Origin of the sequence: Salinispora fenicalii, from assembly GCF_000514815.1 — a bacterium.
Taxonomy (GTDB): Bacteria; Actinomycetota; Actinomycetes; order Mycobacteriales; family Micromonosporaceae; genus Micromonospora; species Micromonospora fenicalii.
In genome coordinates, this window is the sequence record NZ_KI911474.1 from 87,972 (window position 1) to 100,211 (window position 12,240).

At 72.4% G+C, this 12,240-nt stretch carries 14 protein-coding genes; 4 read left to right on the forward strand and 10 right to left on the reverse strand.

The annotated features are described in order from the left end of the window. Nucleotides 1-11: 11 nt before the first annotated feature. The 3 genes from B116_RS0123530 to B116_RS0123540 are packed head-to-tail and all read left to right on the forward strand — an operon-like array spanning nt 12 to nt 3,810. A complete protein-coding gene (locus tag B116_RS0123530) occupies nt 12-947 on the forward strand; it encodes a phytoene/squalene synthase family protein (protein ID WP_027661508.1) in 936 nt (311 codons plus the stop codon). Nucleotides 948-956: 9 nt separating this feature from the next. Further along, nucleotides 957-2,381, forward strand: coding sequence for a dihydrolipoyl dehydrogenase family protein (locus tag B116_RS0123535; protein ID WP_027661509.1), 1,425 nt, complete (start codon nt 957-959; stop codon nt 2,379-2,381). Between the two features lie 28 nt (nt 2,382-2,409). Further along, nucleotides 2,410-3,810: an MmgE/PrpD family protein gene (locus B116_RS0123540; protein WP_027661510.1), complete on the forward strand. Its 1,401-nt coding sequence runs from the start codon at nt 2,410-2,412 to the stop codon at nt 3,808-3,810. Nucleotides 3,811-3,847: 37 nt separating this feature from the next. On the opposite strand, the gene B116_RS0123545 is transcribed toward B116_RS0123540, so the two are convergent. Next, nucleotides 3,848-4,609 (reverse strand): crotonase/enoyl-CoA hydratase family protein, encoded by a 762-nt coding sequence (locus B116_RS0123545; RefSeq protein WP_018724471.1) that lies wholly within the window; start codon nt 4,607-4,609, stop codon nt 3,848-3,850. A gap of 125 nt (nt 4,610-4,734) precedes the next feature. Between B116_RS0123545 and bluB the strand changes: the two genes are divergently transcribed. Next, nucleotides 4,735-5,373, forward strand: a complete 639-nt coding sequence (bluB, locus tag B116_RS0123550; RefSeq protein WP_027661511.1) for a 5,6-dimethylbenzimidazole synthase — start codon at nt 4,735-4,737, stop codon at nt 5,371-5,373. A 25-nt stretch (nt 5,374-5,398) separates the two neighbouring features. Here bluB and B116_RS0123555 read toward each other — a convergent pair whose 3' ends face one another. Genes B116_RS0123555 through B116_RS0123595 form a run of 9 tightly spaced genes read right to left on the reverse strand, consistent with a single transcriptional unit; the run spans nt 5,399 to nt 12,239 of the window. Then, nucleotides 5,399-6,529, reverse strand: a complete 1,131-nt coding sequence (locus B116_RS0123555; protein WP_027661512.1) for a LysM peptidoglycan-binding domain-containing protein — start codon at nt 6,527-6,529, stop codon at nt 5,399-5,401. A gap of 14 nt (nt 6,530-6,543) precedes the next feature. After that, on the reverse strand, nt 6,544-7,008 hold the full coding sequence (locus B116_RS0123560; protein ID WP_027661513.1) for a hypothetical protein: 465 nt from the start codon (nt 7,006-7,008) through the stop codon (nt 6,544-6,546). Continuing rightward, complete coding sequence (locus B116_RS0123565) at nt 7,005-7,514, reverse strand: TadE/TadG family type IV pilus assembly protein (protein ID WP_027661514.1); 510 nt, start codon at nt 7,512-7,514, stop codon at nt 7,005-7,007. The genes B116_RS0123560 and B116_RS0123565 overlap by 4 nt, the downstream gene beginning before the upstream one ends. Further along, on the reverse strand, nt 7,499-7,918 hold the full coding sequence (locus tag B116_RS0123570) for a TadE/TadG family type IV pilus assembly protein (protein ID WP_018724466.1): 420 nt from the start codon (nt 7,916-7,918) through the stop codon (nt 7,499-7,501). The genes B116_RS0123565 and B116_RS0123570 overlap by 16 nt, the downstream gene beginning before the upstream one ends. A 4-nt stretch (nt 7,919-7,922) precedes the next feature. Beyond that, a complete protein-coding gene (locus B116_RS0123575; RefSeq protein WP_018724465.1) occupies nt 7,923-8,117 on the reverse strand; it encodes a hypothetical protein in 195 nt (64 codons plus the stop codon). Nucleotides 8,118-8,142: 25 nt separating this feature from the next. Then, nucleotides 8,143-9,012: a type II secretion system F family protein gene (locus B116_RS0123580; RefSeq protein ID WP_018724464.1), complete on the reverse strand. Its 870-nt coding sequence runs from the start codon at nt 9,010-9,012 to the stop codon at nt 8,143-8,145. Beyond that, complete coding sequence (locus tag B116_RS0123585; RefSeq protein WP_050591917.1) at nt 9,009-9,911, reverse strand: type II secretion system F family protein; 903 nt, start codon at nt 9,909-9,911, stop codon at nt 9,009-9,011. Before B116_RS0123585 ends, B116_RS0123580 begins: the two co-directional genes overlap by 4 nt. Next, the gene (locus B116_RS0123590; RefSeq protein ID WP_018724462.1) at nt 9,908-11,422 is read right to left on the reverse strand and encodes a CpaF family protein; all 1,515 of its coding nucleotides are present in this window, start codon (nt 11,420-11,422) and stop codon (nt 9,908-9,910) included. Before B116_RS0123590 ends, B116_RS0123585 begins: the two co-directional genes overlap by 4 nt. Beyond that, the gene (locus B116_RS0123595) at nt 11,412-12,239 is read right to left on the reverse strand and encodes a P-loop NTPase family protein (protein WP_018724461.1); all 828 of its coding nucleotides are present in this window, start codon (nt 12,237-12,239) and stop codon (nt 11,412-11,414) included. The genes B116_RS0123590 and B116_RS0123595 overlap by 11 nt, the downstream gene beginning before the upstream one ends. Nucleotide 12,240 lies beyond the last annotated feature (1 nt).

Genomic DNA, 12,240 nt, shown 5'->3' on the forward strand with positions numbered 1-12,240 from the left:
AGGGAGGGTCGGTGGATACGGATCTCACCGCCGCCTACGACCGATGCCGTGAGCTACACCGTCACCACGGCCGCACCTACTATCTCGCCACCCGACTGCTTCCCGCCTGGAAACGGCGACATGTACATGCTCTATACGGTTTCACCCGCTATGCGGATGAGATTGTTGACCGAACCGAGGAGTTGCCCGCGGCGCATCGGGCCGCCCGGCTCGACGACTGGGCCGCACGGTTCATCGCCGGCCTGCACGGTGAGTCGGTCCACGACCCGTTACTCCCCGCCGTGCTGCACACCATCGCCGTCTTCAACCTGAACCGAGACGACTTCGCGTCGTTTCTCCACAGCATGGCGATGGACCTGACCGTCAGCTCCTACCCCACCTACGACGACCTGCTCCACTACATGGAGGGCTCCGCCGCCGTCATCGGCACGATGATGCTGCCGATCCTCGGCAGCGCCGACCCGGTCGCGGCCCGGGAGCCCGCCCGCCAGCTCGGCTTCGCCTTCCAACTGACGAACTTCATCCGGGATGTCGCCGAAGACCTCGACCGTGGCCGGACGTATCTGCCAGACGAGGACCTGACCCGCTTCGGTGTCACCCGCGACGACCTCCTATGCGCACGCGCCGCCGGCCAGGCCAGCGAACCGATTCGGGAACTGATCCGGTACGAGGTGACCCGGGCCCAGGCGCACTACGCTGCCGCCGCACCCGGGGTCACCCTGCTCGAACCCGCCTCGCAGGCCTGCATCCGCACCGCGTACAGGCTCTACGGGGGCATCCTCGACGAGGTCGCCACACAAGACTTCGATGTCTTCGCCCGGCGGGCCCGGGTGCCGCAGCACCACCGGTTGGCGGAGACCGCCCGCGCCCTGTTCACCCGAACCGGCACCCCCGTCCGGGTGCCCGGCCCACCAACATCGACGACGCGCACCCCGGCCCCTTTCTAGACTGACGCGATGGAGCTGGTGGACGTGGTCGTTGTCGGGCTCGGAGTCGGCGGCGAGGAGGTGGCCGGTCGGCTCGCCGAGGCCGGGCTCAGCGTCGTCGGAGTCGAGCGGAACCTGGTCGGCGGCGAGTGCCCGTACTGGGGGTGCGTGCCCAGCAAGATGATGATCCGGGCTGCGAACACCCTCGCCGAGGCACACCGGGTCCACGAATTCGCCGGATCGGCGCGGGTGTCGCCCGACTGGGCACCCGTGGCGGAACGGATCCGCGCGGAGGCAACCGACACCTGGGACGACCGGGTCGCGGTGGAACGATTCGTCAACCAGGGCGGGCGTTTTATCCGGGGCAGCGGACGGCTCGACGGCCCGGGCCGGGTCCGCGTCAACGACCAGGTCTTCCAGGCCCGGCACGGAATCGTGCTAAGCACCGGCACCCGCCCCTCCGCACCGCCGGTCGACGGACTGACCGACACTCCGTACTGGACGAACCACCAGGCGATCGAGGTGGAACGGCTACCAGAATCGCTGCTGGTACTCGGCGGCGGCGCGATCGGGCTGGAGCTGACACAGGTCTTCGCGCGCTTCGGTGTCCGGGTCACCGTGATCGAGACGCTGGACCGGGTACTGGCAACCGAGGAGCCGGAGTCCTCCGAGGTGGTCGCCGCCGCACTCCGCGCCGACGGCGTCGATATCCACACCCGAGTGCTAGCCGACCGGGTCGACCACGACGGAGAGAGGTTCACCCTACGGGCGAACGAGGCGCGGTACACCGCCGATCGGCTGCTGGTGGTGACCGGCCGCCGAGCACACCTCGACGAGCTGGGCCTGGACACCATCGGTGTCCGCGCCGACCAACGCTTCCTGCCGGTCGACGACCGACTGCGCGTCACCGAGGGAGTCTGGGCGGTCGGCGACGTGACCGGCGCCGGTGCCTTCACCCACGTCGCGACGTACCAGGCGGGCATCGTCGTCGCCGACCTGCTCGACCGCGTCCGCCGATCCGACGCGGAGGCGGCCTCGGACCGCGCGGGAGCGGCCTCGGACGGCACGGGGGCAGCCCCAGACGACACGGTCCCCCGGGCCGACTACCGGGCGCTGCCCCGGGTCACCTTCACCGACCCGGAGGTCGGGGGCGTCGGGCTCACCGAGTCGCAGGCCCGCCAGCGGGGAATCAACGTCCAGGTCGGCACCGTGCCGCTGGGTTCCTCGGCACGCGGCTGGATCCACCGCGCCGATGGCCTGATCAAACTCGTCGCCGACGCCGACCGGGGCGTGCTGGTCGGCGGAACGTCGGTCGGGCCAGCCGGCGGCGAGGTACTTTCCGGGCTGGCGGTCGCCGTGCACGCGGCGGTGCCGCTGGCCGAACTCCGCGACATGATCTACGCCTACCCGACCTTCTACCGAGCCATCTCCGACGCCCTACGGGACCTGAGCTGATCCGGCGGATCGAGAGGCGGAGACGAACGTGGCTGGCGCAGCACCGACTGACCCGGACGGACCGACCGGTCGGCTCGTCACCTGGCTGGCGGAGACCTCGATCGACGCAATTCCGGCCGAGGTCACCACCCGGGCCCGGCACCTGATCCTGGACGGCATCGGCTGCCTCCTGGTCGGCGCCCGACTGCCCTGGTCCCAAATCGCCGTGCGGAGCCTGACCGTCGAGCCCGGCTCCAGCATGGTCGCCGGTTGGGACCGCACCACCGACGCGTCCACGGCGGCGCTGCTGAACAGCAGCTTCATCCAGGGCTTCGAGCTCGACGACGTGTCGTACCGGATTCCCTGGCACGCCAACGCGGTGTTGCTGCCGGTCCTGCTGGTCATCGCCGGCCGGCGTCAGACGGTCACCGGGGCGGACCTCCTCCGGGCCCAGGTGTTGGGTTTCGAGACCGCGGCCCGGGTCGGCCGGGCGCTGGGCGGACCACAGCTGCTGACCCAGGGCTGGCACTCCGGCGCGGTCTTCGGCGGGCCGGGGGCGGCGGCCGCCGGCGGGGTGCTGTACGACCTGACCCCCGCCCGGTTCGAGGACGCGCTGGGCATCGCCGCGACCCAGTCGGGCGGGCTGATGGCCGCGCAGTACGGGTCGATGGTCAAGCGCATGCAGCACGGCTTCGCGGCCCGCAACGGCCTGCTCGCGGCGACCCTGGCGGCCGGCGAGTACATCGGGATCAAGCGGGTCTTCGAGCGCGACTACGGCGGGTACCTCGCGACCTTCACGGCGCAGCAGGACTCCGATCCGTCGGCCATCGGCGAAGCGCTGGGCGAACGCTGGTATCTACCGGAACAGACGATCAAGCCGTACACGGCGATGGTGTACACCCACCCGGCGATCGACGCCGCGCTGGCGCTGCGGGCGACGGACGGATTCGACCCCGCCGCCATCAAACGGATCGAGATCGAGGTCGCCGACTCCGTCTTCGACCACGCGGTCTTCCCACTCCACCGGCCGGTCGAGAGCGTCGCCGCGCAGATGTCCGTCTGCTACACGACCGCGGCGGCGCTCCTCGACGGGGCGGTCTCGGTGGAGCAGTTCCGGCCGAACCGGCTGAACCAGGACGACGTGTGGCGGCTGATCGACCAGATGACCGTGACCCGCGTGTCCGGACCGGCATCCGCGGGGCGGGTGTGCCTGACCACCGATGATGGTCAGACCCACGAGCAGCGAACCGAAAAGCCGCTCGGCTCGGCGGAGCGTCCACTCAGTAACACCGCCATCGTGGACAAGTATCGAGGCCTGACCGGGCGAATCCTGGACCGCCACCGGCAGCAGGCGATCGAGGACCTGGTGCTGCACCTGGACGAACGCCGGGACGCCCCGGCGGCGCTACTCGCGCTGCTCGCCCCGACGGTCGGCGAGGCGCTGGACTGACTTGTTCAGGCCCCGACGACGCGCTCGAATGACCCGTTCAGGCACTGGCGCCGTGTCGACCGGCACCCGCGGCGAACCGGGCCGCCCCGGCAGCCGCATCGGCGGCCAGCGACTCCACCCCGTACGTCAGCTCGGTCGCCAGCGCCGCCGGCTCCGGCAGCGCCGCCGTGGCCAGCACCGCGGCCCGATCGTTGCGCAGGCAGGTCTGCGGGTGCCCGGCGAGCTCCGCGGCCAGCTGCTCGGCTGCGGTCCGAGCCGTACCGGGGGCGACCAGCCGGTTCACCAGACCCATCGCGTACGCCTCGGGCGCCGGCACCGGACGGCCGGTGAGGATCAGGTCCATCGCCCGGCTCTCGCCGATCAGTCGGGGCAGCCGGAACGTCCCACCGTCGATCAGCGGTACCCCCCAGCGCCGGCAGAAGACGCCGAGCACGGCGTCGTCCTCGGCGACCCGCAGGTCACACCAGAGCGCCAGCTCCAGCCCGCCCGCCACCGCGTACCCGGAGATCGCCGCGATCACCGGCTTGGACAGCGTCATCCGGGTCGGACCCATCGGGCCGTCCCCATCCGGTGCGACCCGGTTGCCGGTGGGGGTGCCGATCGCCTTCAGGTCGGCGCCGGAGCAGAATGTGCCGCCCGCACCGCAGAGCACCGCCACCGCCGCGTCCGGGTCGGCCTCGAAGGCGCGGAACGCCTCGGCCAGCGCCCGCGCGGTCGGACCGTCCACGGCGTTCCGCGCCTGTGGTCGATCCAGGATCACTGTGGTCACCATCGCGGACCGTTCGACGCGTACGCCCATCAGGACAGCATGGCCCCGGCAGTGTCCGGCACGCCAGGGCCGAAGTCCGACCTCCGCGCGCAGGCTGGCATCGTCCCTGGAGATCGGATTAGATTGCTCGGCGACGTGATCATGCGAGGTGCCCGATGGACCTGTACGACGTCATCCACCGCCGCCGGGACGTGCGGGCGCAGTTCACCGGGGCACCGGTGCCCGCCGAGACCCTGGATCGGGTGCTCGCCGCCGCCCACGCGGCACCGAGCGTCGGGTACTCGCAACCTTGGGACTTCATCCTGGTCCGCGACCCGGAGCTACGCCGCGCCTTTCATGAGCACGTCAGCGCCGAACGGGAGGTCTTCGCCGCGACGCTGACCGGGGAGGCGGCCGAAAGGTTCGCCCGCATCAAGATCGACGGGGTACTGGAGTCCAGCCTGTCGATCGTTGTCACCTACGACCCGGCCCGGGGTGGTCCGGCGGTCCTCGGCCGGCACGCCATCGCCGACACCGGGCTCTACTCGGCCTGCCTGGCCATCCAGAACCTCTGGCTCGCCGCGACCGCCGAGGAGCTCGGCGTCGGCTGGGTGTCGTTCTACCGGGAGCAGTGGCTCGCCGAGCTGCTCCGGATCCCGGCCGGCATCCGTCCGGTGGCCTGGCTCTGCCTCGGCCCGGTCACCCACTTCGAGGCGGTACCCGACCTGGCCCGGCACGGCTGGCGGAGCAAGCGCCCGTTGGCTGAGGCCGTGCACACCGACTGCTGGGGCGACGCGCCGCCGGGACAGTCGTAGGGCCGGGACAGTCGTAGGGCCGGGATCAATCCCGCCGGTGTCGGCCAGCTGGCAATTCCCACTGCCGTTGACCGCTCGGCAGCGCCCGCCGGTCGGTCCCGCCACGAGCGGTCGCCGGGCGTCGACGCAGGCCGAGCACCGCGCCGATCTGCGCGCCGACGATACTCGACACGGCGAGGACCGCCGAGACGGCGAGCGGCCGATTCACCCGGTTCGGATCGCCGGGACCGGCCGCACCCACGGCCACGATCGGCACCTCCGCCGCTGGGTCCCCAGCGGCCTGGTCCGGAGCGGCCTGGTCCGGTACGGCCGTATCCGTCGTGGACGCGTCCGAAACCGCCATCCCCGAAACAGCAGACTCCGAAGGTGACGGCGGGGTTGACTGCTCGGCCGGCGCCGGCGCGGGTGGCCGGGGTGGGGTCGGTCGGGCGATCAGCCGCCCGGTGGCGTTGGGACCGGGGCCACGGTCGTGGGCCTCGGCGGGCAGCCGCAGAAGCTGTCCCGCGTGGATGCGGTCCGGGTCGGTCAGCCGGTTCAGCGTGGCCAGGCTCTGGTAATCCTCGAAGCCGTCCAGGTACCGCGCGGCGATCGATCCGAGGTAGTCGCCCCTGGCCACCCGATAGACCGGTGTCCGCTCTGGCTCGCCGGTCTGCGTAGCGGCGGAAGCGACGGTGGACGCGGCGGCGGAGGTAGCTGGCGCGACGGTCGGCATGGCGGTGGAGGCAGTTGATGTGGCGGCTGCCATGGGTGCTGCTGGGCCTGCCACGGCCGCCGCACTAGCCGCGACGGGACTGGCTGCCAAGATCAATGCGACGGAACCGACCAGCACGGCGGCGGCCCGCTGCTGCCGACCCATTCCCGGCAACCGAGGGGCGGGGCGACGGACGACGAGGGCGCCCAACTCGACCAGCACCGAGAGGGCGAACGTGGCCCAGCCGGCCCAGCCGACCACCGCCAACGCCCGGATGAAGAGCTGGCCGTCGTCGCGGCTGGTCAGCACAGTGCCGATCTCACCGAGGGTCGGCACTTGCGCCGGCAGGGGGTTACCGGCGAATGCGAGCAACGCCACCGGGGCGCCGACCAGCAGCACACAGAGCAGGGCGAGTGCGCCGAACCCGGTGAGCACCCGGCCAAGGAGACGAGCCGATGTGGACATGGCAGCCTTCCTTCCTACAGTCCGCCGGTCAGCGCCCGAGCGGTCGCCTCCCCGGTGACGTTGACGGTGTCGTCGAAGCCGACGAGGCCGAGCAGCGACCTCTCGTAGGTGACGGTGACCCGCACCCGAACCACGGTTTCCCCGTCATCCACCGGGAAGCTGACGGTGTGTGCGCTGGCACCGGCGGCGGCGAGATACTCGGCCACCGCCTGTCGCGCCTGCGGCTCATCGATCTGCTTCGGCCCTCCCTCGATCGCGGTGGCCAGATCGATCGACTGCCCCCCGGTGCGGGCGGCTTCGCTGGCGAGGTTGTCGGCTCGTTGCAGCGCGCGCAGCTGCCCGGCCCCATCGAAGGCGAGCGCCACCACGGTGAGAATGCCCAGGGCAGCGATGGCCAGGACGACGCTGACCCGTCCCGAGTCATCCCGGCGCGAGCCGGTGCAACTCAGGTCGGTGCGGCGCGTCGGCACGGCGGTCATCCTCTGCTCCGGTAGCGGTCCAACGGCGAGGTGAAGCTGGCCGACACCCGACGACTGCTCGGCACTCCCGGAATGGTGTCCAGCCGCAGGTCGGACAGGTCGACGGTGCAGGAGAGCCGAACGGTCACCGAGGCCTGCTGCCCGATCGGGCTCCGGAACGCGGCGGCGAAGCTGGTCGCCTGGCCGTTGACGGTGCCGCTGAGGTCGACTGTCGGCGTACTCGTGCAGTTGAGGCCGCGCCAGTCGAGCTGCCGGACGGCCGCCTCCCGGGCCCGCTCACCGGCGGTACCCGCGTCGCGGGAGATGGAGGCGGCGCGGGCGGCGTCGTGCGCCGCCGCCTCGACGGCCTCGGCCGCGACCGCGGTACGCCCGGCGACCCCGGCGAGGACCATCAACGCGATGAAGGCCGGTGCGAGGATCGCCGCCTCGACGGAGACCGACCCGCGGTCGCGCTGCGGGCCACGGCCACCGCGTCGGCCACGGTCGCGGGTCACGGCTCCGTCCACCGTTCCACCGTCCCGTGTGCGCTCTCGCTGATCGCGAAGTCGACGCCGGGCACGACGGAGAGCGAACGGCCGCGGACGGTGCAGGTCACGTCGGCCGCGTCGGTCTGGCAGCTCGGCCCCGGGGAGTCCCAGTCGACCAGCCAGCCGCCGGCCGCGGCGAGGAAGCGTCGCGCCCGGTCCGCGCCCGCGTCCGGCGGGGCGTTGAGCACCCGCTGCGCGTTGACCCCGCTCTGCGCCGCGTGCATCGCCGTGGAGCGGGCGATGAAGACGGCGGCCACCTGGATCGCCCCGAAGAGCAGCACGAAGATCACCGGCATCACCACCGCCAACTCCACCGGGTTGGCGCCCCGGTCTGTGCCGCCGAGCCGTCGGCGCAGGGCGAGGCGGGCCCGTCGCACGCGCATCGGATCAGGGGGCAGTCGGAATGGCGTTCATCCAGCCCTCCGCCCGGGTGGCAACGAGCGCCGTGACGGTAATCGCGGCGGCCACCAGACCGAAGATGATCACGGCGGTGGGGACGGGGCTGTCCCCCCGCTCGCGGTCGGAGCGCAGCTCGGCCAGGCGCGCGGCCAGCGCGACCTGTAGGTAGGTGAACAGGGGCATGGCGGGCTCCTTTGTCGGACGGTTATCAGAGACGGGCGAGGAACGGGTAGGTGGCGAAACCAAGCAGGACGAAGACGAGCAGGGCGCCCGGGATATCCAGTCGGCCGGTTATCCCCTCCGCCCGCGCCAGGTTGTCGGTGCGGATCTGGTCGCGCAGCGAGTCGGCCCGGCTGCGCAGGGTCTCGTGCACCTGCGCGCCCTCGCTGCCCGAGGAGCGCATGATCGCGCCCACGTCGCCGAGCTCGGGAATACCGATCTGGTCGGCGAGCTCCCGCAGCTCGTCCCAGGGCGAGTGCATCTGGAGCTGGGCGAGGCGCAGCGACTCCCGGATCCGGTCGAAGACCCAGCCGTCGCAGACCTCCGCCGCCCGCTCCAGCGACTGCACCGGCCCGTGCGCGGCGGAGAGCTGCAACGCCACCAGATCCAGGTAGGTGCAGACGGCGGCACGGAACTCGCTGCGGGCCGCCTCCGCCTTGGTCAGCACCGCGCGGTGCGCGACCCACGCGCAGATCAGCGCCAGGCCGATGCTGCCCAGCACCGGTACGGCCACCGGCAGCCCGACCCCCATGGCGGCGAAGGTGACGCTGAGCAGGGTCGGCGAGGCGAGTCCGATCAACGCGGAGAGCAGTAGCGACAGGGCGTACTGCTCGGGGGTACGGCCGAGCAGGGCGAGCTCTTGGTGCGGGGGACGCAGCAACCGGGCGGTCCCGGTCAGCCATTCCAGCCGGTAGCCGGCGGGCCCGGCTGGGTGGGAGGCCCCCGGCGGCTGGTGCAGCCGCCGTAGCGCGGGACCGAGCGCCGGGGCCGCCGGAAGGAGTTCCTGGACCACCAGGAAAACCCCGAGCCCGGCCATCGCCCCGGCGGTGACCGCGACGGTCAACAGCCAGTTCGTCACGTCAGCACCTCCTGCGGCTCGGGCGGCGACAGGAAGCGGGCCGGCCGCTGCGGCTGACTCATCGCGCGAACCCAGGCCAGCAGGACGATGAAGGACGTCCCGAGTACCGCCATCACGAGCTGCCCGGTCGGGGTGCCGTACGGACGGATGTAGTCGGTGTTCAGCAGCCCGTACGCGAGCACCGCCAGGGTCATGCCGGTGAGGAAGCGGACCGCGAACCGGGGCTGGGTACGTTTGGCCTCGATCTCCCGCCGGGTGGCGACCTCGGCGCTGGCGGCTGCGGCGATCGAGCCGAGTACGTCGCCGAGGCGCTCCCCCCGATCGGTCAGGTGCAGAATCAGCGCCGCCACCACCTGGTCGCAGACCGGGTCGGCGATCTCGTCGGCGAAGGCCAGCAGGGCGGGCCGGGCCAGCCAGCCGGCCTGGAGGCGGGCGGCGAGCAGCCGTACCTCCTCCTGGATCTCCTCCGGTGCGGTGGCGACGGTGCCGGTGATCGCGGCCTGCAGGCCCTGCCCGGTGGCCGAGATGTCCTTGAGCCGTCGGGTCCACTCACCGACCGCCTCGATCCGGGCGATGGCCCGTTGCTCGGCCCGGCCCACCGAGAAGAGCCAGGGTGTGCCGGGAACCGCGACGGCGACCAGCAGGCCGACCACCGGGAGCCCGGTCAGCAGGAAGCCCAGCGCGCCGGCGAGCACCGCGCCGACCAGTAGCAGCTGGTGGAAGCGGCGCTCCCGCGCCGTGGCGCCGAAGCCAAGCCGGCTGATCCCGCGCCGGGCTCCCGGGCCCGGCCCGGGTGGGCGGCGGGTGCCGACGATCGCGACGACGGCCAGCAGCAGCCCGGCCACGCAGGCGGCACCGGAGAGCACCGCGATGAGTTCGATGTCGACCGCGGCGTTCATCGTTGGGCCAGCCGAGTCTGCCGAGGGCGCCGCCACGCGCCGCTGCCCGCCTCAATCCACCGGCTCAGCAGCCGGGTGTCGTAGCCGACCCGCAGGAGCTGCGCGCGGATCCGTTCCGGTAGGTGCCGGGGCACCGCCCGCCCGTCCGGCCCGGGCCCGAAGACCGTGGTGGTGGTGATCCGGTCGCTGTCACCGACACCGATCACCTCCTCGATGTGGGAGACGAAGCGGTGCTTTCGACCGCCGATCGCGGTCTCGTCCTCGATGGTGACGTAGACGATCAGGTCGAGGGCGTTGCCAGCCATCCGGCGGGCCTGGTCCACGCTCATCTCCCGGCCGTGCGCCAGGGCCAGCTCGATGATCCGGTCGCTGACGCCGGCCGAGGTGCGGGCGTGGATCGTGCACATCGAGCCGCGGCTGGTGGTCATCGCCTGGAGCATCGGCACGATCTCCCGGGAGCGGACCTCGCCGACGATGATCCGCAGGACGCCCATCCGCAGCGACACCGGGATGAGATCGGCGATGCTGACCTCACCGGCCGGGCGGCCGTCCGGCCCACGTTCGCCATGCCCCTCACGGGCTTCGAAGCTCATCACCGCCCGGTGCCGGTCGCCGCGGCGGGCCGGTAGCAGCTCCCGGCTCTCCTCCAGCAACACGTACGGCTCATCGGCCGGGATCTCGTTCATCAGGGCCCGGATGACGGTCGTCTTACCCGCCCCGGCCAGGCCGGCGACCATGATGTTCAGGCCGGCGCGCAGGGCGGCACGGAGGAAGTCGCGCAGCAGCGGGTCCAGCATCTCGTCCAAGTCGGTCCGGCCGCCGGCGAGGTCGTCCAGCCCCACATCGAGCGTGTTGTGTTTACGGATCACCGCATAGGGGCGGTGGCTGACCAGGAACACCGCGGCGAGCCGGCTACCGTCGGGCAGCTGCAGGTCGAGGGTGGGCTTGGAGGTGGAGAGCGAGCGTTCGGTGGCGCCCGCCCGCCGGGCCGCCGCCTGCAGGATCTCCACCAACTCCGCATCGCTGTCGGCGATCGGCTCGATCCAATCGACCCCGCCGCCGCGCCGGGTGACACGCACCTGGTCGCAGCCGAGGATGTGCACCTCTTCGATGCTCTCGTCCACCAGCAGGGTCTGGAGTCGGCCGAGCCCGGCCAGCTCGGCGGTCACCTGGTCGAGCAGGAGCCGTTCCTCGTCGGCGGTGAGCGGGGTGCCGGCCCGACGGACCGCGTCGGCGTACGCGGAGACGACCGTGACCGCCAGCCGGGCGCGCTCGGTGTCTTCGGCGTCGGGGTCGAACTCCCGGCCACGCTGCCAGTGGGTGAGCCGTTCGCTGAGCTCTCGGCGCAGCTCGCGGACGACCTGGAAGTCAACCCGGGGGCGGGGCGGTGGCTCCGGCCGGGCAGCGGCGGGCTCCGGCTGCCAGCCGTTCGGCGGGGCCAGCGGGGGCGCGGTTGAGGTGGCGGTCGGGGGGTGCCGCCGGGGGTCGGCGGAGACGGGTTCAAATCGCATTCGACGCCCCCTGCGTCACCGCACCGGCGCCTTCGTGGCCCGCCACCGGCCAAGCCAGGCGGGCCCGCCGCCGGTCCAGCAGCGTCCCGATCGGCACCTCCAGCTCGCTGGCGGCGCGCAGCAGCGGCCGGCCGACCCGCACGGTCCCACCGAGGGTCAACACCTCGGCGGTACGCGGGTCGTGTGGCAGCCGCGCGATGACCGGTAGCTGCAACGCCTTGCTGATCTCGCCGCGCCCGTGCCCGTCGCCGACCAGCAGCAGCCGCAGCGTGCCCGGGGCGACCCGGTGCTCGGTGAAGTCCCGCTGGATCGCCCGGACCAGCGCGCGGGTGGCCGAGACCTCCGGCAGCCGTGCCCCGGTGACCACCAGCACCACCGAGGCGGCGCGCAGCAGCGGCCAGGGCGGACCGGGTACGTGCAGGCGGCCACAGTCGACGAGGACGTCGTACGGCGGGTCGCCGTGCTCGAGTTCGGTGAAGAAGTCGGCGAACCGCTGCCACAGCGGGATGACGCTGCCGGCCTGGGCGGGGTCGACCACGCCGGGCAGCAGCAGCCGCTCCCGTTTCGGCGCGTCCAGGTCGACCAGCTGCGACCAGAACGTCGCCTCCAGGTTGCCGTCCCGCAGCTCCCCGACGGCCAGCTCGCCGATGCCCCGGGGCCCGTCGAGCGTGCCACCGAGGTAGCCGGCGAGCAGGGATCCACCCGCCGGGTCGCACTCGGCGAGCACCAGCCGCCGGTGCCAGGTCAGGGCGCAGGCCAGCGCCGAGGTGGTGACCCCCGGCGAGCCCTTCGCGGCGACCAGCGCGATGATCGCCATG